This is a genomic window from Brucella sp. RRSP16 (assembly GCF_052246815.1).
Classification (GTDB): domain Bacteria; phylum Pseudomonadota; class Alphaproteobacteria; order Rhizobiales; family Rhizobiaceae; genus Brucella; species Brucella intermedia.
In genome coordinates, this window is the sequence record NZ_JBQQAM010000012.1 from 31,254 (window position 1) to 49,452 (window position 18,199).

Here is an 18,199-nt window from a genome sequence, read left to right on the forward strand (position 1 = left end):
CTGCGAAATAGATCAATAGAGCAAACGCGCACGAATGGTGCCTGGAATTTCGCGAATGGCCTGCAAGACCGTTTCGCTGGCGTCGCCGACGCCGTCAGCTTCCATAACAAGATAACCCACTTCGCCATCGGTCTGCAGAAACTGACTGGCGATATTGATGTTATGTGTCGAGAAAACATTCACGAGGCTGTTGAGAATGCCGGGGCGGTTTTCATGCACGTGCATGAAACGCGTACCCGTCGGGCGCGGCGGCAACTGCACCTGCGGGAAGTTGACGGCACCCAAGGTAGAGCCGACATCGGAATATTCGACCAGTTTTCGGGTGACTTCCAAACCGATACGTTCCTGCGCTTCTTCCGTCGATCCACCGATATGCGGCGTGAGAATGACGTTTTCCAGTCCCTGAATGGGCGAAACAAACCTGTCGTTGTTGGAGGCTGGTTCAACCGGGAATACGTCGATGGCTGCACCTGCGAGGTGTCCTTCCTGCAGGACCTTCGCCAGAGCCTCCAGATCGACAACCGTACCGCGAGCATTATTGATGAGGAAAGCGCCCTTTTTCATCTTCCGCAGTTTTGCTTCGGTAATCAGCTTCGAAGTCGATTTGTTCGACGGCACGTGCAGGCTGACGACGTCCGAAATCTTCAACAGCTCATCAAGGCTCGCAGCCGGTTTGACATTGCCATATTGCAGCTTGTCGGAAGTGTCGAAATAGCGGACCGTCATGCCGAGGCTCTCGGCCAGATTGCCGACCTGCGAACCGATATTGCCATAGCCTACAATACCCAGCGTCTTGCCACGCACTTCGCGGCTGCCGGTTGCCGTCTTGTCCCAACCGCCTGCATGCGCAGAGACCGAACGCGGGAAGATTCGACGCATCAGCATGATGATTTCGCCAATCACCAGTTCCGCCACCGAACGGGTGTTCGAAAATGGTGCATTGAAGACCGGAATGCCGCGCTTGCGGGCTGCTTTCAGTTCAACCTGGTTGGTCCCGACGGAGAAACAACCGACTGCGATCAAGCGGTTAGCCGCAGCAAAAATCTCTTCGGTCAACTGCGTCCGGGAGCGAATACCGACAATATGCGCTGACGAAATCGCTTCGATCAGATCGGCCTTATCCAGCGCCTTCGGCAAATGCGTGACATTGGTGTAACCGGAGGCTTTGAAGTAATCGACGGCCGTCTGGTTAATGCCTTCCAGCAGAAGAACATTGATGCGGTCGCGAGCGAGGGAGAGACGTTCAGTCATTTTGGGGATTTCCATGCTGTAACAGCGAATAGTCGGTTTACGACATGAATGAACGCAAAGCCGTCGTCAACAGGATGAACTGAAAGATTTTACCCCGAATGCAGAATCACGAAGAAAGTGAACGGAGCATCGCCTTTCCAGAACGCAAGTGAGGCCTATCTGATAGGACATGACAAGCGGGACAAGGGCGGCATTTACCTGTCCCTGACGGTGTCGGACTTCATCGTAACAACCGGAGGAATGTTCTCTATGAGTGAAATGATCACTCTCGACACCCATGAAGCCATTCGCGACTGGGTGGCTGCTCGCAACGGAAATCCGGCATTTGTCAGCACCTCCATAGATCCCGATGCTGCGCCGGTCTTGCGAATTGTTTTCGAACCAGAGTTCGTCGCCGATGTCGAACGCCCGCTGGACGCGGGCGGTCTTGAAATCGTCGAATGGGAAGATTGGTTTCGCCTGTTCGACCGGGAAAAACTGGTGATGCTTGTGGCGCACTCGAAGCCTGGAAAACTCGACTTTTACTACCAGATTCTTCCGGGCTGACCGCTTTCCTAGACCATTACCGAGTACATAAGGCGGACCAGTTTGAAACTGGCCCGCCGGAGCGGGCGTTCAGCCCTTCAGTTTCCGACCGATGACTTTTGCAACCATCGCCAGCGAAATGGCTCCCGCGTCCGGATGACCGATACTCTTGTCGGCAAGCGGTCTTGCACGGCCCAGTTTCGGGGCAAGAGGCGCCGTCGCTTCGGCTGCTGCCTTTGCTATATCGGCAGCTTTATTCCATGCATGCGCCAGCGGAACACCTGCTGCAAACTCATTTTCGAGCGTCTCCACAAAAGGCACGAAAGCATCCACCAATGTCTTGTCGCCGGGTTTGGCCCGGCCAAGCGTGGTGACGGCATCGAGCGCGCGCCTACCGCCGCGGACGACTGCACCATCATCAATGCTGCCATTGTCGGAAAGTTCTGTGCTCCATGAGCGCAGCAGGAGCCCCCATAGCGCTCCGGATGTTCCTCCCGCTCGATCTGCCCAAGCGTCACCGGCTACAGCCAATACGCTTGCGGACCCGGCTCCAGCTTTCACGGCTTGATCCGCAGCCTCCCTTGCAGCGGCGGAGCCGCGTCGCATACCCTGCCCGTGATCGCCGTCGCCGGCAAAAGCATCAATGCGGCCCAGCTCTTCTTCGGCTTCAACCAGTGCGTCACCGACGGCCTGCAGAATAGCTTGAATGCAGGCGCCTCCTGCTCGTCCTGCCTCATCCGCCTGAGCAAAAACCGGGGCTGCATCCTCATTGGCGATGATATCGTCAGCGGGTTCCACTGCAATGGCTGCGCCGCGACGAAGAACCGGAGTATCGCAAGCTGCCGTCCAATAGCGCTCGAGTTCTTCATCGAGCCACAGGAGTGTCAGTGAGCACCCTTGCATATCGAGACTGGTAACAAATTCACCCGCTTCCGGCGCTACAATATCAAGACCGGATTTTTCCAGAAGCGACGCGATCGCCGTCCACAAGACAAACAGCTCTTCATATTTTGTCGCACCGAGGCCGTTCAGGATAACGCCAACCCTTCGCGTTCCTTCCGGACGCTCCGCCAGAAGCTTCTCCACCAACAGGCTTGCCAGACCGGAGGCAGGCAGGATCGCCTCTTCCTTGATTCCCGGTTCGCCATGAATGCCGAGACCAAGCGCCATCTGGCCTTCCGGTACGGTGAAGAGCGGATGTGGAGCGCCAGGCAATGTGCAGCCTTTGAAGGCAACGCCAAAGGAGACTGTGTTCGCATTGGCATGACGCGACAGCCGTTCGACCTCATCCAGTGACAGACCGGCTTCAGCAGCCGCGCCAGCAATCTTGAACACGACCAGATCGCCAGCAATACCCCGCCGCTTTTCGTGCATATTCGCCGGAGCACTGGCCACATCGTCCGTTACCGGCACGATGCGTACGTCGATCCCTTCGGCACGCAGGCGCTCGGCGGCAACGCCGAAATTGAGGACATCGCCTGCATAATTACCAAAGCCCAGAAGAATACCACCGCCCTTATGCGCCTGACGGCAGACGCGGGCCACTGCCGCTGTCGAGGGTGAAGCGAATACGTCGCCAGCAACAGCTGCATCGGCTAGACCCGGCCCCACATATCCGGCAAACGCCGGGTAATGGCCGGAGCCGCCCCCCACAACCACAGCGACCTTGCCTTGAGGCACCTTTGTCGAGCGAACAACGCCGCCCCGCACGTGGCGAACATAGCGGTTATAGATACTGGCAAACCCGGCAAGAGCGGTCGAGGCAAACTCCTCCGGCGCGTCGAAAATCGTCGTCATTGAAACAGTCCTTGGTCTGGGTCATTAGCCGCGTGGCAGGATGCGGCGCAGATAGTCACGATTTGTAGCCGAAACGGAAAGCCCGTCGCCACCATAATGTTCGCATAAAAACGGGCTGGCAAATCCGTGATCCAGCGCCATTCCGATCGCGGCGCGATAATTGATGATACCGCTTTCGAGCGGAGCCGGATGCGTGACGATTACGCCTGATGCGGGATCTTCGGTGCGGGTGTAGTTCTTGACGTGCCAGAACTTTGCGTAAGGCGCCACCTTCTCCATCATCTGCTGCCAATGCTCGACCGGACGGTGCAGACGAATGAGATTGCCCAGATCGGCATTGATCCCGACATTGTCGAGACCGACTTCCTCGACAAAACGAACCGAACTGTCCGCAGTGCCAAGATAAGTATCCTCATACATTTCAAGCGAAAGCTCTATATCGAGCTCCTCCGCATGGCGTCCGAGTTCGCGAATTCGCTCCACGGCCTTTTTCCAGACAGCCGGGTCATCCGGGTTCTTCGCCCCGTCAACCGTCCAGAACCACAATGCCTGTTTCTGTGCATTCGTCAGCGGTTCAAACAATCCGAAGGAAACGCTGCCCGCGCCGATCTCTTTCGCCGTGTCGATAAGCCGATGCCCATAGGCCAGATATTCATCGCCGCGCTGGGCGTCAATCACACTGCGCCGTGAGATCGAAATTGCAGGAATGGTGAGGCCTAGCGATTTGGCAACGGTCATGAATTCAGCGAGGCGTGCAGGCGACAAATCAGCGAGCCGCAACCAGCTGTCTGTCGGGTCAAGTTCCGTAAAACCTGCGTCCGCAACATCGGACAAGGTGCGAGCCCAATCTTCCGCCGACTGATCCTGCACCGAACTGCCATCCGGCAGCATATTGGGATACTGGATCATCGCCGCTGCAATTGGCCAGGTTTCGCGTGTCCATTTGGAAGTTGTCTGTTTCAACTTGCATTCCTGTTCTTTTGCATCATCCATGGGGATCAGGCCACATTGCCATTGCCGGAGGGAACCTGGGGCTTGCGGTTCCGCAGCCTGCCGATTGCCCAGAATAGGGCTGGGGAGACCAGCAGGAAGACGCCGAGCGTCATCAATGAGGCAACCAGGCCATTCGACCAGAATATCGAAAGCTGACCGCCGGACATCATCATCGACTGGCGGAATGCATCTTCTGCCTTGTCGCCGAGAACCATGGCGAGAACCAAAGGCGCGAGCGGATAATCGAGCTTCTTGAAGATATAGCCCAGCACACCGAATGCGATCACCAGCCAGACATCGGTTATCGAGTTGGCGACCTGATAAGCGCCGGAGAAAATGACCGCGACAATGATCGGACCAATGATCGAGAACGGCACGCGCAGAATAGATGCGTAGAGCGGCACGGTCGCAATCACCAGAATGACGGCGACAATGTTGCCGAGATACATGGAGGCAATCAGACCCCAGACAAAGTCCGGACGATCCGTGAACAATGTCGGACCCGGAGTGAGCCCCCAGATCATCAGCCCACCCATCATCACGGCAGCGGTTGCCGAACCAGGCACGCCCAGTGCCAGCATGGGGAGAAGGGCGGATGTGCCAGCAGAATGGTCGGCGGTTTCCGGCGCGACGATCCCGCGAGGATCGCCTTTGCCGAACTTCGATTTGTCCCGTGCGGAACGGCGAGCCACCCCGTAGCTCATGAAGGATGCAGCGGTCGGTCCGGCAGGAGTTATACCCATCCAGATGCCGATCAGCGTGGAACGAGCGAGCGTAAACCAATAGCGCGGCATTTCGAGAAGAGTGCGCCCGATCTCGCCAAGACGCACCCGCGCCTTGATACCGTCGAAACGAAGCCCCTCCTCCGTCGTCAGCAACAATTCACCGATCCCGAACAGGCCCATCACTGCGATCAAGAAGGAGATACCCTTGATAAGTTCCGGTATGTCGAATGTCAGACGCAGATTGCCGGAGATCGTGTCCATACCTACGGAAGCAAAGGCGAAGCCAATCATCATGGAAACGAGCGTCTTGAACGGCGATTGCGCGCCCATGGATATGAAACTGGCAAAAGCCAGAAAATACACAGCGAAATATTCCGGGGATGAAAACCGCAGGGCGAAATTGGCGACCCAGCTTGAGAGCAGCGTAATCATCACCACGCCAGCCAGTGCGCCGATCCCAGCCGAGACGAACGCCAGCGTCAATGCGCGGCTCGCATGTCCGGCCTTCGCCATCGGATAGCCGTCGAAAGTAGTGGCTACGGACGAAGGTTCCCCCGGAATGTTGAACAGAATGGACGTTGTCGACCCACCGAACAATGCCCCCCAATACATGCACGAGAGCAGAATAATCGCGGAGATCGGGTCCATCGTGAATGTCAGCGGCAAAAGCAGGGAAACGCCATTGGGCGCGCCAATCCAGGCAGGACACCCACAAGAATTCCAAGCGTCACCCCCAGCATCATCAGCAGAACATGATTGAAACTGAGTATGTGGGCGAAGCCATCCATCAGGAGACTGAAGTTTTCCATGTCTTTCCTCCAAAGACATCGGACTTTCCGGTATTAATAAATCCCGAAGAAAGCCTCGACCGGACCTTTAAGGAGTGGAACCTTGAAGCCGATTTCAAAAATGACGAAAAAGAAGAGGGAAACGGCAATGCCGGCTGGCAATGAAGCCCACCACTTGTAGCGCCCCTGAAACATCATCGCTCCAGCGATGTAGAGTGCGGTGCCGATATAAAGACCGAGAACCGTCGATATGGCAGCGAAGGCAACCAGCGGCACAGCGAAACCGAGAACCGGTTTCAGCCGGGAGAGTTCAACGAAGATTTCTCCGCTACCGCGATGTTTTACAAATGCCACAACGAGATTAACCGCACTTCCGAACAGGATAAGCAGGCCGATATAGAACGGAAAGTAACCGGCATCCGGCTGGCAGCCACACCGTGCGCGGCATGGAGTAATTTTCGATTGCGATCCCCGCTTCCATGCAGGTCGGAATGTCGCTCCATCCCATATCGCCAGCCACCTTTCCCTCCCCCTTGAGCTTTTCGCTCTTGAAGACACAAAGGGGCTTTACCATCCCGGCCTGCCATTGACCGAGATTTTCGCTCGGATTGTTCACATTGGCGGCGATGTGCTCTCCTGCGAGCTGGACGGCCGCTTCACCACCGCTTTTGAACGGAATGTAGCCGAGTTTCGAGCCGGTGGCATCGTTGATCATGGATGTAAGAATCTGGTCAACGTCCTTGGACTGGCTTCCACCAACCTTCATACCCGCGTCATCCTTCGCCTTGGCGATAAACTCTGCGGCGGTCTTGAAATCAGATTTTCCGCTGACCCAAAGGATGAACTCGTCGGCGGCAAGGGCTGAAACGGGTATCAAATCGTCCGATTTGTAAGGAACCTTGGCGCGCACCGGCAAAAGATAGGCGTTGTTGGTGCCGAAAGCGAGCTTGTACGGATCACCCTTGTAACCAGCAGTATAGACAAAGCCTTCGGCTCCGCCCGCACTCCCCTTGTTCGTGACGACGATTGGCGCGCTCATCAGGTCATACTTGCCGATGATCGACTGGATTGTGCGCGCGAAAATATCAGTTCCCCCGCCCGGTCCGGCGGTTACGACAAATTCCACAGGACGCGTCGGCTCGAATGCGTGCACAGACGAGGCAACTACCGCCGCCCCTGCGGCGAGGCATGCAATGCGCAAAGACTTCTTCATGGTCTATCCTCCCAGTTAAACGGCATGGGCCTCCCCCCATGCCGATAGCATCAAAATGTCAGCAATCAGGCAGCGCTCGGAAGCGCTTTGGCTCTTTTCGCCATCCGTGCGGCAAGCAGGATCGCTTCGCGCGTAGCTCCCACATCCGCAATCCCCTTCCCGGCAATATCATAGGCTGTGCCGTGGGCAGGCGTGCAAAGCGGAAATGGCAGTCCGCCCATCATCGTCACGCCCTTGTCGAAGCCCATCAGCTTCATCGCAATCTGCCCCTGGTCGTGATACATTGTCAGCACCGCCTGGAAGCCATCCTTGAGGGCACGCAGGAACACCGTGTCCGCCGGAAAGGGCCCATCCACATCGAACCCCTTGGCCTTGGCAGCCTTTACCGCCGGCTCAATGATGTCGATTTCTTCCATCCCAAAGCTGCCTCCGTCACCGGCATGCGGATTGAGCCCGGCTACTGCAATCTTCGGGTTGTCATATCCCGCCTTTTTCAGGCAGGCCCAAGCCAGTTCGAGCTCAGCCAGAATTCCTTCGACAGTCAGGGTCGAGGCTACGTCCTTGAGCGGAATATGCGACGTTACGCGCGCATTCCAAACCTTCTCCAGAACGTTGAATTCACGCACCTTGCCCGTGAAGCTCAGCACATCGGCAACAAAGCGGATTTCGTCGTCGTAGCCTGGATATGCAAACCGCATGGCTTGCTTGTTGAAAGGCGTGAAGCAAACGGCCTGCGCGTGACCTGCCTCGGCAAACTTCAATGCGGTGCGGAAGTTGTGGGTCGCGAAAGTTCCTCCAACCAGTGTGGCCTCGCCACGCACGACATCCTTCGGATCGAGATTCTCCAGGTCGACGAACACATGCCTGCCCACCGGCATGCCAGGCGCATTTTCGATATTGGCATCCTGCAGATCAAGTTCGACACCTGCGACGCGGGCCCCTTCATCGAGAATACGACGGTCCCCGAAAACGATGAGATGCGCTTCTTTCTTGACATCCGGCAGGGCCAGAAGACGTGCCGTCAGCTCGGGACTGATACCGGCTGGATCCCCCATTGCAAGCGCAATCACGCTCGGTTCAGCGCCAGTGGCAGTCATTAGCATCCTCCTCGTCTGCATTCTGTATGCAGCATGCATAAGTCACTCTTAGTGGGGGCGCAAGCATTTTGTATTCTGTATGCAGCATTTTATATTGACGGTTGAGAGCAGGCCAGCCATCTTCGCATCAGACGGTGAGATGGGATTCGAGCTCACTCTTTGAGAAAAATGGTCGATGGACGAAATTCAGAAAACCGAGCAGTCCGATAACGGCTCACAGGCGTTTCGCCGCACTGCTTTGCACGATATGCTCGTCAACCATCTGCGCGATATGATCATCGAAGGGCAGCTGGAACCGGGCACCCGCCTGCATGAAGGTCAGCTTGGCGAACAGCTGGGGGTGTCGCGCACGCCACTGCGTGAGGCGATCAAGTATCTGGCCAGCGAAGGTCTGGTGGAACTTGTTCCAAGCCGCGGCGCCGTTGTGAAACGGTTCAGTGCGGCCGATGTAAAGGACATGCTTACAGTCCTGCGCGCCTTGGAAGAGCTTGCTGGAAAACTTGCCTGCGAACTGGCGACCGACCGGGAAATCGGAGAAGTTCGAGCACTGCATGATGAAATGATCGAGCGTTACAAGCACGCTGACCGCCTGCAATATTACAAGCTCAACCAGCAAATACATCTGGCCATTGTCCGTCTTGCCAGAAATCCAACGCTTGCGGATATTCACCAGATGCTGCAGACGCGGTTGAAGCGCATCCGCTTTGTGGGGCATGAGGGCGCGGAGAAATGGGCCGCAGCCGTCTCCGAGCATGAAGAAATGATCACGGCTCTCGAAGCCCGCGATGCGGAACGGCTCTCCGAGGTGCTGAGGCGCCATTTGACGAAAGCGTGGGAGCGCGTCCGCGATACGATGTAGAAGAGCATGCGGCCCGCTATCATCCAGATCACTGTTTGATCGAAAACATCAGATGAAGTCTACCTCAATCCAATCAGTTCGCGTTATAGATGAGGTTGGAAACTTTTGCTTATCTGATGCATCGGTGCAGACTATGGAACTGAAATGGCTTGAAGATTTCGTCAGTCTTGCAGAGCACAGGAGCTATTCCCGCGCGGCAGGTGACCGCAATATTACACAGTCCGCCCTCAGCAAACGCATCAAGCAACTGGAGGACTGGATTGGTCTACCCCTAATCGATCGCTCTTCGAATCCTATTGGCTTGACGAAGGCGGGAGAATGTTTTCTTCCGCGAGCACATGATGCTCTTGAAATGCTGCTTACCGCCCGTAAGACCGTCAGCGATGGTTATAGCGCATCGTGGGAAATCATTTCTTTTGCTACACTCAATACGCTGTCACTCACGTTCTTTCCGCACTGGATGGCGCAGATTGAAGCCGCCGGCGTGTCATTCCGCGCTCGATTTGCCGATCCGCATTCATCATTCGTCGGAAATATTTCCACGCTTGTCAGCGGACATTGCGACTTCTTCCTGACTTATGCGCATCCGGCAGTTCCGCAGATGGATGATCTCAGTGGTTATCCATTTCTGGCGCTTGGCACCGAAAGGGTCATCCCCGTCTCCGCTCCTGCCCCGAATGGACAAGCCCTTCATAGCCTTAAGGAAAAGTCGTTGCCGATCGACTTTCTCAGCTATCGTGGCAACTCGTTCTTTTCTCTCGCATTGCCCTGGCTGTTTGAGAAACATGGGTTCGAATTGAACACGGTTTATGAAAACGGAATGTCTGTTGCGCTCAAGGCAATGGCGGTTTCCGGACATGGTGTTGCATGGATACCGGAAAGCCTTGTCGATGATGAACTCAAGCGTGGCGTGCTGGTCCGCGCCGGTGAAACCGACACCGATCTGTTGATTGATATCCGCGTTTACCGAACACCCCAATTCAGGAACAAGCAGGCCGAACTCCTCTGGCGCCGTGCCTCGCAACTGGTTGCCCAGAAAAATGGCCACGACGCCGGAAGTCCTGCGTCCGGTTAAAACATCAGAGCCGGGGGAAAAGCGCTGCAATAGTTTTCAGGTTCTCTTTATCGTCCAGATCGCCCAGATCCCTATAGATCCGATCGGCGGCAGGAATTGTCGCGCAACAATCGAGGAATTTTCGCGCACGGTCATCGACGCTGAACGGTTGCTGCAGGGTACCAACGGCGAAGCTACGAGCCCCTTGCAATACACCACCGTTTTTCAGTGTAACAGTTACGACGTGCGGCAGTTTTTCCGCGGATGCCCGTTCTTCTTCTCCTGAATAGCTGCGCATGGTAATAGCATTGATCAGTGGATCATGTCGGAAAGTATCCACGGCCTCCGGGGTGAAATCTGCGAGCGTGAGGTATCCCTGCCGCAGAGCGCGTGCGACGCAATATTGCATGGAGAAGCGTGCCTGCATCTGGTCGACCGGCTGCGTGTAGGCGAGGTTGCGATAGTTCGCGATCCCGACCAATGTATCTACAGCCAAAATATCCTCGGCATCAAATCGGTGCTCTCTCTTAAGATCAAGCAGTGCATCGACAATCATATGGGTGGACCCACAGCAAGGATGCCGTTTCGGCATGACACCGACCGTTTCAATGACATGCGGCTTATCGGAGAGGATGGCTTCGATATTCCAGCCGAGACGTGGATCCCCTGCAAATAGCTCACGAATTCCCTGCTCACCTTCCAAAATATCGTGCCGTGCCTGCATTCCGGCTTTTGCGAGCAACGCGGCCTCAACCGCATTACGCGCGGCCATACCCGCATGAAACGGCTTGATCAGTGTACCGAACTGGCCCTTGGTACCGGATGCAAAACTGGCAGCGATGGTTATCGCCTGTGCCGTCGCCGTAATATCGAGACCAAGCATATGGGCAGTCGCGACAGCCGTCCCGATGCTCCCCACAGTGGATGTCCCATGCCAGCCAGCTGTGTAATGTGCCTGTCCCAAACCCTCGCCCACCAGCGCCTGCGCCTGCAACCCGGCCAGATAGGCGTCAATCAAGCGACGCCCCGTTGTTTTATCCAAATCGGCCAGCGCCACGATGGCAGGGACTATCACTGCCGAAGCATGGCTCATGCCGGGCAGGAAATTATCATCAAAATCCAGTGCGTGCGCTGCTGTACCGTTGACCAGTGCAGCAAACATCGGGCTGCCTGTCCCCCCCGTAACCGACAAGGCAGTTCCACCGGCGCTGAACTCTGCAAAGGCTTTAGCAACGCTTTTCGTGCTGTCGTCGCCGCGACCGGCCACCATGCAGGCCAACGTATCCAATATGGCGTCGCACGCCAGTTTTCGTGCATCGATGCTTGTAATCGGCTTTGCACAAGCTGAAGCTATCGCGAGCGCGACCGTCATCTCCTCCCGCTGCATGACGTTACCCCTGAAAAGCATCAAGAATGAGTTTCAGGAGACGCCCGAACTTGTGCCGGTTCAGCTGCCGGCCAGCAACATCGGTATCCACTCGATGCACAATCACCATGTCGAGCGCGGGCAATACGATACAGAAGTGACCGCCCGCACCGAAGCCTGCATAGCTGCCTTTCGGTGTAACCACACCGGGGAAGAAGACGCCGTCACGCTCCAGCCACCACATATAGCCATAGGCCCCGCGGGCACCGGCATGAGAATAAGGCATCACACACTCCTGCGCCCAGCCTTCAGGTAGAACGAATGCACCATTCCAGCGACCATTGCGCAGATAAAGCTGGCCGAAGCGAGCTAGATCACGTGTGGACAGACGGAACGGGTAAGCGGCATGCTGGCTTTCCGTAAATCGATCATGCCAACCATCCGGTTTTTCGCCGTCCAACCTGAAATCCTCAAGCCCGAGCGGTTTAGCGATACGTTCATCGAAAGCCTGATGCACGGTCCTGCCCGTAAGCTGTTCGAAAATAGTTCCAAGCGCATTGAAATCCCAGTTGTTATAACACCAGAAGGTTCCTGGCGCATGGGAGTGGCGCTTTTCCTTGATCATCCGCATCCAGGGCGTCTCGTAGCCCGCAGGATGATAGATGCCCGAACGCGCGGTCAGGAGATCATAAACCGTTGCCTGCTTCTCGACTTCGCTCAAGCCTTCATTGTCGTCAATGCCCAGCTGCTCCAGCGTCAGGCTAAGATCGATGGTTCCATCGGCCACATCCTGCCCCATCAGTGCGGCAAGGATACTCTTGCGAATGGAGTGGCAGAGATATTTGTGTGTGATGTCGCCATAGGTGTAGACGATCTTGTTACCTTGAACGACCATCAACGCGTCGGTTTCCTGTTGATCCGCGCAAGAACCAACAGCACGAAGTCCAGCCACCGACCAACCCGCTGCAGCAGGATTCTGCAAGCGTTCCCATTCCGGTCCAGGATTGGCTACCGAATGATAGTTCATATTCGTACTTCCCTAGCTTAATTATGTGCGACAGCTTCCACGCTAGCCTGCAGAAATTCCTGCGTGTATTTGGCCTTGGCGCGTGAGTGACGAAGATCGTCCGCCGTCAGTTCTTCCAGAATGATACCCTTATGCATGACCCCGACGCGCTGGCAGATATGCGCCACCACAGCGAGATCGTGCGAAACCATCAGGTAGGTGAGATTGCGTTCCCGGCGCAGCACTTTGAGCAGATTGAGGATTTCCGCCTGCACCGAAACATCGAGCGCAGATGTCGGTTCATCGAGAAGCAGTACATCCGGCTCGATGATAAGCGCACGCGCTATCGCGACGCGCTGGCGTTGACCGCCAGACAGTTCATGCGGATAGCGATAGAGAAAGCTTGGACCGAGACCGACCGCTTGCAATACGTCACGAATGCGCTCGTCCCTGCGATCCATGCCGTGAATAGCAAGCGATTCCGCCAGCACCTTGTGTACCTGCTTGCGCGGGTGCAGTGAGGCATAGGGGTCTTGGAAGACCATCTGAACACGACGGAAAAACACTTTATCGCGCTCGCCGCCCATTCTTTGTCCGTCAAAGAAAAAGTCTCCTTGATAGTGCGGAATGAGACCTGCGAGAGCGCGCAGGATTGTGGACTTGCCACAACCAGATTCGCCGATCAGCCCATAGGCTTCGCCGCGCTCGATATGAAATTGCGCCTTCCTGACAACTGTGGCGCGCTTGCGCCCTTTGCCAAAACTGATGGAAAGGTCCAAAACATCCACGAATGGAGAGTTGGCTGCATGTGTCATGAAACTCCTCCAACCAACGTCGGCTCGGTGAGCCAGCTCTTCTCCCGTTCCGGCACCTTCAGCATATCGACCGGCTGGTCCAGCCGAGGAAGGCTCGCCAGCAGCGCCTGTGTATAGGGGTGGCGCGCCTTGTGCAGTTCCTTGGCTGGCAGATCTTCCATGATGCGCCCCGCATACATGACCAATACCCGGTCACAGAAATCCGCCACCAGATTGAGATCATGGCTGATAAACATCAGCCCGGTACCTGAACGGCTTACCAGTTCATCGAGAACTGTCAAAACCTGGCGCCGCACCGTCACGTCGAGGGCCGAGGTCGGCTCGTCCGCAATGATCATGTCCGGTTCGGGGATCAACATCATCGCGATCATCACACGCTGCCCCATACCGCCGGAAATCTCGTGCGGGAACAGACGCATGACACGTTCAGGATCGCGAATGTGCACAGCCTCCAGCATGGCAATCGTCTTTTGTCGCGCCTCTGTCGATTTCACTCGATGATGGAGCCGATAAGCTTCCATAATCTGATCACCGATACGGATCAGCGGATTGAGTGAATATTTTGGGTCCTGGAGGATCATTGAAATGCGGTTGCCACGCACGCTACGCATCTGGCGTTCGCTGGCAGACAGCAGGTCAATCTCGCCGAAACGCAGGCTCTTGGCGCGGATTTGTGCCGCCTTTGGCGTTAGTTTGAGAATCGAGCGCCCGGTCATCGATTTGCCGGAGCCGGATTCGCCCACAATGCCAACCTTTTCGCGACCAACGGAAAAACTGATACCACGAACAACATCGATGTTGCGGTCAGCACCCGGAAAAGACACCCAAAGATCGTCAACTTCAAGCAATGGTTCTGTCATTGATCTTATCCGTTTCTGGGGTCGAGCACATCGCGCAAACCATCACCGAAAAGGTTGAAGGCGAGGCTGGCGAGCAGGATTGCGGTGCCGGGAACGGCGGCAAGCCACCACGAGGTCATCATGAATTCCCGCCCACTGGAGAGCATCGCGCCCCATTCAGGGCTTGGCGGCTGCGCACCTAGGCCGAGAAAGCCAAGACCAGCGGCTGTGAGAATGATCGAAGACATGTTGAGTGTGATGCGGATCACCACCGAGGGAATGCACATTGGCACGACATGCTTAGCGATCACCCGCATGGTAGAAGCCCCCTGCAGACGTATCGCGGCGACGTAATCGGACGAGCGAATGGTCAGTGTTTCGGCACGGGCAAGGCGCGCTATCGGTGGCCAGGCGGCGAGCGAGATGGCGATAACCGCATTTTCAATGCCTGGCCCAAGTGCCGCAGCGAAGGCTAGCGCCAGTACCAGACTGGGAAAGGCAAGGAAGATGTCGACTATGCGCATGAGTGCCGTATCGACCCAGCCGCCCATATAGCCGGCAGTGGTGCCGACGATGAGACCTATGGGTGCCGCAATGATGGCAGTCAGCGTCACGATGTAAAGCGTGATGCGCGAACCATAGACGAGCCGGCTGAAAATATCGCGACCCAGTTCGTCCGTGCCAAAGAAGTGCTCCCAGGACGGTGGTTGAAGGCGGTTCGCGAGATTGTTGGCTCCGATATCGTGCGTGGCGATCAAAGGTGCAAAAATGGCGATCAACACCAAAAGCACGATTACTGCTAGGCCGAAGACGGCGGATGTGTTGGCCAACAGCTTGAACCAGGAACGGCGCAACTGCTGAATATTGGCCTGAAAGGCAGAAGTAGGTACGGAGGCGGTCAGCCAGGCCCGCAGGGAACCGGAAGTTGGCGATGTGCTGTTGTGCGTGTCCATCGGCAATTTCCTATCGGGTGCGGGGATCGAAAACGCGATACAGGAGATCGCTGATCAGGTTGATACCGACGAACAGAATGCCGACAATAAGAGTACAGCCGACAACCGCGTTCATGTCGCCTGCCAGAAGCGCATTGGTGAGGTAACGCCCGAAGCCTGGCCATGCGAACACGGTCTCGGTCAGCACCGCCCCTTCCAGCAGGAAGGCATAAGACAGTGCCACGACTGTAACGACCTGAACCGCGACATTGCGAAATGCGTGGCCCCAGACCGTGCGCGCCCAGGACAATCCCTTGACGCGCGCAGTGATGATATATTCCTGATTGAGCTGCTCGATCATGAAGCCGCGCGTCATGCGGCTGATGTAAGCCATTGAGCCAAACGCGAGTATCAGGGCTGGCATGATGATATGGCTTACGGCGTTCCAAAATGCATCCCACTGCCCCTGCATTGCACTATCCACAAGCAGGAAACCGGTCGTCGGCTCGACGGAGTATTCGTAGATGAAATCTATCCGTCCCGGACCACCGATCCAACCTAGCGTGGCGTAGAAGATCAGCAGCGCCATCAAGCCGAGCCAGAAGTTTGGCGTTGAATAGCCGAGCAGACTGACCATGCGAACGGCATGGTCAAGCGGCGAATTGCGATACATGGCTGAGGAGACACCAAGCGGAATGCCAAGCGCGGTACCAATGACGATTGCCACAGTCGCCAGTTCGATGGTGGCGGGGAAGACGCGCGCAATATCTTCCAGTACCGGGCGGCCGGAAGTCAACGCATTGCCGAAATCGAACATCAGCGCATTCTTGAGGTATAGGCCGTATTGCACGATCAACGGCTGATCAAGACCCAGCTTACGATACATCGTGTCATAGGCTTCCTGAGAAACATTGTCCCCCAGCATGGCGATGACCGGATCGAGTGGCAAAAGGCGGCTGATGAAAAAGGTCAGCGTGATCAGTCCCAGAAGCGTAATCACCACTGAAACAATCAGGCGCGCTGTGGCGGCGAGGTACTGAAGTACCGGACCGGCTTCCCTGTCGCGGTCGGCCTCCTCGACGTCTTCCATGATTTCGTGCGTCGTCATCTGAAAACTCCCGAAAGAGAGAAACGGGACACCAGGCCGGGATCACATTGCGAACCACAAGCGGCCATACGGACATCCATCAAATCGAAGTAGACGCCCGGCGACTGCCAGAAAGTCGCCGGTAACGCCATTCGCCTTACTTTGCGGCCAGATCGTAATAGACGCGGAAGCCGTTCCAGCTCCAATTCTTCATGGCCTTGTTGACGCCCGCAACATTGTAGATTTGGAAGATGAAGGCGTGGGGGCCCTTCTCCATCATCTCTCTCTGCAGATCGATATACATCTGCTTGCGCTTGGCCTCGTCCTTCTCGAACAAGGCTGCGTCGACCTTTTTGTTGACGGCCTCGTTGAAATAGCTCGCACGCCAACTCGGATACATGGTCTGCTTGGCTTCAGCCCGGTTGTCGGGATTGAAAATCTGGCGCGAAGCATTGCCATGCGCATCCGGCACGGTAGTCTGCCAGCCCATCAGCGAGGTTTGGAACTCGCGGCCCCGGATACGGCTGAACAATTGCGCATTGGCCATGCGCTCAATCTTGATTTTTACACCCACCTTGGCGGCTGCGTCCTGAATGCTCTGAGCAATCGGAGCTGCATAAGGCGCGGTACTGATAAACATCGTCGTCTCGAAGCCCTTCTCGTAACCGGCTTCCTTCAGCAGTTCGCGGGCCTTTTCAACGTCAAGTTTGAAGGGCTGTCCTTCCTTCTCATCCAGCGCGCCGAAAGCACCGAGCTGCACGAAGCTCGCACGCGGCACGCCGACATTGTTGATTACCGTCTTGCCGAGACCTTCGTAGTCAATGAGATAGCGCATCGCGAGGCGCACCTTCTCGTTGGCAAAGATCGGATCGGCATTGTTGAAGTTCCAGTAGAATAGCGAGGGCTTCAACGAGCGTGAGGCGGTCACCTTGTCCTGGGTTTCGAGATCGCGCAGGTCCTCTGGCGTCAGATCACGAGCAATGTCGATGTCACCTTTTTCAAGCAGCAGCCGTTGAGTTCCCGCTTCCGAAACATGGCGGATCAATACCTGCTTGAGCTTCGGTGCTTCTCCCCAGTAATTATCGGTCGCCTGAAGTATTACCACTTCCGCGGGGTTCCATCGCATCAGCTTGTAGGGGCCAACGCATTCCGACCGAGTGGCCAGGTATTTGTTGCCCATGTCATTATCGACCTGGTTTTCCATCAACACTTTCTGATTAAGAAGGCTGGCTACCCGGTTGGCTGCAATCGCTGCCAGGATGAGGTTGACCGGATAGGGCTTGTCGAGCTTGAAAACCACCGTATTGTCGTCCGGTGCCGAGATGGTCTGGTCCACATTCTCCTTGGTGAAACCGTATTCCGTCAGCGTCGCGGCATTACCGAAACCGAGCTTGACCGCGCGCTGGAGCGACCATGCCATATCGCCTGCCGTCGCCCTGTCGCCATTGTCGAACTTCAGATCATCGCGCATGTGGAACGTGATCTGCAGGCCGTCCTGTGAGACATCCCAGCTCTTGGCGAGTTGTGGCACGATCTTGGTTTCGTCAGCCGGATCAAAATCCACCATCGGGTCACAGATATTCTGGATGATCTCGTTGGTAGCGGCCTCGCCGATCTGCGCGGGATCAAAAGTGCTGATAGCGTCGATGTTCCATGCCATGACAAGCGCATTCGGCGGTGAGGCGGCTTCAGCCGTGAACAGCGCAGCGCCCATACCGGTGGCAAGCGCAAGTGCTGTCGTGCAACGCAGGATGGATGTCTTCTGTCTTTGCATTGTTGTCCCCTTTTTATGGTTGGGCATTTTCAAATGTGCTGCGCGCGGACGCGCAGCACCAAGTGCAATCATTCAGCC

General features: G+C 56.1%; 14 protein-coding genes and 3 pseudogenes. 3 read left to right on the top strand and 14 right to left on the bottom strand.

All coding sequences use genetic code 11. From position 1 onward, the window contains the following. Positions 1 to 12 precede the first annotated feature (12 nt). A complete protein-coding gene (serA, locus tag ACS5UA_RS18150) occupies positions 13 to 1,251 on the bottom strand; it encodes a phosphoglycerate dehydrogenase (RefSeq protein ID WP_025091157.1) in 1,239 nt (412 codons plus the stop codon). Positions 1,252 to 1,368: 117 nt separating this feature from the next. On the opposite strand from serA, the gene ACS5UA_RS18155 reads away from it, so the two are divergent. Beyond that, positions 1,369 to 1,797, top strand: a complete 429-nt coding sequence (locus tag ACS5UA_RS18155) for a hypothetical protein (protein WP_443101563.1) — start codon at positions 1,369 to 1,371, stop codon at positions 1,795 to 1,797. 69 nt (positions 1,798 to 1,866) lie between these two features. On the opposite strand, the gene ACS5UA_RS18160 is transcribed toward ACS5UA_RS18155, so the two are convergent. From ACS5UA_RS18160 to ACS5UA_RS18185, 6 genes and pseudogenes are all read right to left on the bottom strand, one after another. After that, on the bottom strand, positions 1,867 to 3,573 hold the full coding sequence (locus tag ACS5UA_RS18160) for a dihydroxyacetone kinase family protein (protein WP_443101564.1): 1,707 nt from the start codon (positions 3,571 to 3,573) through the stop codon (positions 1,867 to 1,869). Positions 3,574 to 3,597: 24 nt separating this feature from the next. After that, on the bottom strand, positions 3,598 to 4,566 hold the full coding sequence (locus tag ACS5UA_RS18165) for a sugar phosphate isomerase/epimerase family protein (RefSeq protein WP_443101565.1): 969 nt from the start codon (positions 4,564 to 4,566) through the stop codon (positions 3,598 to 3,600). A gap of 5 nt (positions 4,567 to 4,571) precedes the next feature. Then, a pseudogene (locus tag ACS5UA_RS18170) lies at positions 4,572 to 6,100 on the bottom strand (tripartite tricarboxylate transporter permease). A 33-nt stretch (positions 6,101 to 6,133) separates the two neighbouring features. Further along, a pseudogene (locus tag ACS5UA_RS18175) lies at positions 6,134 to 6,502 on the bottom strand (tripartite tricarboxylate transporter TctB family protein); the annotation flags it as partial. Next, positions 6,498 to 7,292: pseudogene (locus ACS5UA_RS18180) on the bottom strand (tripartite tricarboxylate transporter substrate binding protein); the annotation flags it as partial. The pseudogenes ACS5UA_RS18180 and ACS5UA_RS18175, both read right to left, overlap by 5 nt. A 65-nt stretch (positions 7,293 to 7,357) precedes the next feature. Then, the gene (locus tag ACS5UA_RS18185; protein WP_443101566.1) at positions 7,358 to 8,389 is read right to left on the bottom strand and encodes a 4-hydroxythreonine-4-phosphate dehydrogenase PdxA; all 1,032 of its coding nucleotides are present in this window, start codon (positions 8,387 to 8,389) and stop codon (positions 7,358 to 7,360) included. Between the two features lie 175 nt (positions 8,390 to 8,564). Here ACS5UA_RS18185 and ACS5UA_RS18190 point away from each other — a divergent pair, with 175 nt between their 5' ends. Together ACS5UA_RS18190 and ACS5UA_RS18195 are read left to right on the top strand one after the other, a co-directional pair. Continuing rightward, positions 8,565 to 9,248 carry a GntR family transcriptional regulator gene (locus tag ACS5UA_RS18190; RefSeq protein ID WP_443101567.1) on the top strand — a complete coding sequence of 228 codons (684 nt, stop codon included), beginning with the start codon at positions 8,565 to 8,567 and terminating at the stop codon, positions 9,246 to 9,248. Between the two features lie 52 nt (positions 9,249 to 9,300). Continuing rightward, positions 9,301 to 10,323 carry a LysR family transcriptional regulator gene (locus ACS5UA_RS18195; RefSeq protein WP_006470126.1) on the top strand — a complete coding sequence of 341 codons (1,023 nt, stop codon included), beginning with the start codon at positions 9,301 to 9,303 and terminating at the stop codon, positions 10,321 to 10,323. Positions 10,324 to 10,327: 4 nt separating this feature from the next. Here the strand turns inward: ACS5UA_RS18195 and ACS5UA_RS18200 are convergent, their stop codons facing one another. From ACS5UA_RS18200 to ACS5UA_RS18230, 7 genes are all read right to left on the bottom strand, one after another. After that, positions 10,328 to 11,689, bottom strand: coding sequence for an MmgE/PrpD family protein (locus ACS5UA_RS18200; RefSeq protein WP_443101568.1), 1,362 nt, complete (start codon positions 11,687 to 11,689; stop codon positions 10,328 to 10,330). 4 nt (positions 11,690 to 11,693) lie between these two features. After that, positions 11,694 to 12,695, bottom strand: coding sequence for a serine hydrolase domain-containing protein (locus ACS5UA_RS18205; RefSeq protein WP_443101569.1), 1,002 nt, complete (start codon positions 12,693 to 12,695; stop codon positions 11,694 to 11,696). Between the two features lie 17 nt (positions 12,696 to 12,712). After that, entirely contained in the window at positions 12,713 to 13,489 is a 777-nt protein-coding gene (locus tag ACS5UA_RS18210; RefSeq protein ID WP_443101570.1) for an ABC transporter ATP-binding protein, read from the bottom strand. Continuing rightward, positions 13,486 to 14,349: an ABC transporter ATP-binding protein gene (locus tag ACS5UA_RS18215; protein ID WP_443101571.1), complete on the bottom strand. Its 864-nt coding sequence runs from the start codon at positions 14,347 to 14,349 to the stop codon at positions 13,486 to 13,488. Before ACS5UA_RS18215 ends, ACS5UA_RS18210 begins: the two co-directional genes overlap by 4 nt. Before the next feature lie 5 nt (positions 14,350 to 14,354). Next, positions 14,355 to 15,281 carry a nickel transporter permease gene (nikC, locus tag ACS5UA_RS18220; protein ID WP_443101572.1) on the bottom strand — a complete coding sequence of 309 codons (927 nt, stop codon included), beginning with the start codon at positions 15,279 to 15,281 and terminating at the stop codon, positions 14,355 to 14,357. A gap of 10 nt (positions 15,282 to 15,291) precedes the next feature. Further along, the gene (locus ACS5UA_RS18225; protein WP_443101573.1) at positions 15,292 to 16,368 is read right to left on the bottom strand and encodes an ABC transporter permease; all 1,077 of its coding nucleotides are present in this window, start codon (positions 16,366 to 16,368) and stop codon (positions 15,292 to 15,294) included. Positions 16,369 to 16,504: 136 nt separating this feature from the next. Beyond that, positions 16,505 to 18,121: an ABC transporter substrate-binding protein gene (locus ACS5UA_RS18230; protein WP_039853591.1), complete on the bottom strand. Its 1,617-nt coding sequence runs from the start codon at positions 18,119 to 18,121 to the stop codon at positions 16,505 to 16,507. Positions 18,122 to 18,199 lie beyond the last annotated feature (78 nt).

What these genes read in the sequence shown, in the direction of transcription:
- serA (WP_025091157.1), bottom strand. Translation starts at nt 1,251, where the DNA reads ATGACTGAACGTCTCTCCCTCGCTCGCGACCGCATCAATGTTCTTCTG.
- ACS5UA_RS18160 (WP_443101564.1), bottom strand. Translation starts at nt 3,573, where the DNA reads ATGACGACGATTTTCGACGCGCCGGAGGAGTTTGCCTCGACCGCTCTT.
- ACS5UA_RS18165 (WP_443101565.1), bottom strand. Translation starts at nt 4,566, where the DNA reads ATGGATGATGCAAAAGAACAGGAATGCAAGTTGAAACAGACAACTTCC.
- ACS5UA_RS18185 (WP_443101566.1), bottom strand. Translation starts at nt 8,389, where the DNA reads ATGACTGCCACTGGCGCTGAACCGAGCGTGATTGCGCTTGCAATGGGG.
- ACS5UA_RS18190 (WP_443101567.1), top strand. Translation starts at nt 8,565, where the DNA reads ATGGACGAAATTCAGAAAACCGAGCAGTCCGATAACGGCTCACAGGCG.
- ACS5UA_RS18195 (WP_006470126.1), top strand. Translation starts at nt 9,301, where the DNA reads ATGAAGTCTACCTCAATCCAATCAGTTCGCGTTATAGATGAGGTTGGA.
- ACS5UA_RS18200 (WP_443101568.1), bottom strand. Translation starts at nt 11,689, where the DNA reads ATGCAGCGGGAGGAGATGACGGTCGCGCTCGCGATAGCTTCAGCTTGT.
- ACS5UA_RS18205 (WP_443101569.1), bottom strand. Translation starts at nt 12,695, where the DNA reads ATGAACTATCATTCGGTAGCCAATCCTGGACCGGAATGGGAACGCTTG.
- ACS5UA_RS18210 (WP_443101570.1), bottom strand. Translation starts at nt 13,489, where the DNA reads ATGACACATGCAGCCAACTCTCCATTCGTGGATGTTTTGGACCTTTCC.
- ACS5UA_RS18215 (WP_443101571.1), bottom strand. Translation starts at nt 14,349, where the DNA reads ATGACAGAACCATTGCTTGAAGTTGACGATCTTTGGGTGTCTTTTCCG.
- nikC (WP_443101572.1), bottom strand. Translation starts at nt 15,281, where the DNA reads ATGGACACGCACAACAGCACATCGCCAACTTCCGGTTCCCTGCGGGCC.
- ACS5UA_RS18225 (WP_443101573.1), bottom strand. Translation starts at nt 16,368, where the DNA reads ATGACGACGCACGAAATCATGGAAGACGTCGAGGAGGCCGACCGCGAC.
- ACS5UA_RS18230 (WP_039853591.1), bottom strand. Translation starts at nt 18,121, where the DNA reads ATGCAAAGACAGAAGACATCCATCCTGCGTTGCACGACAGCACTTGCG.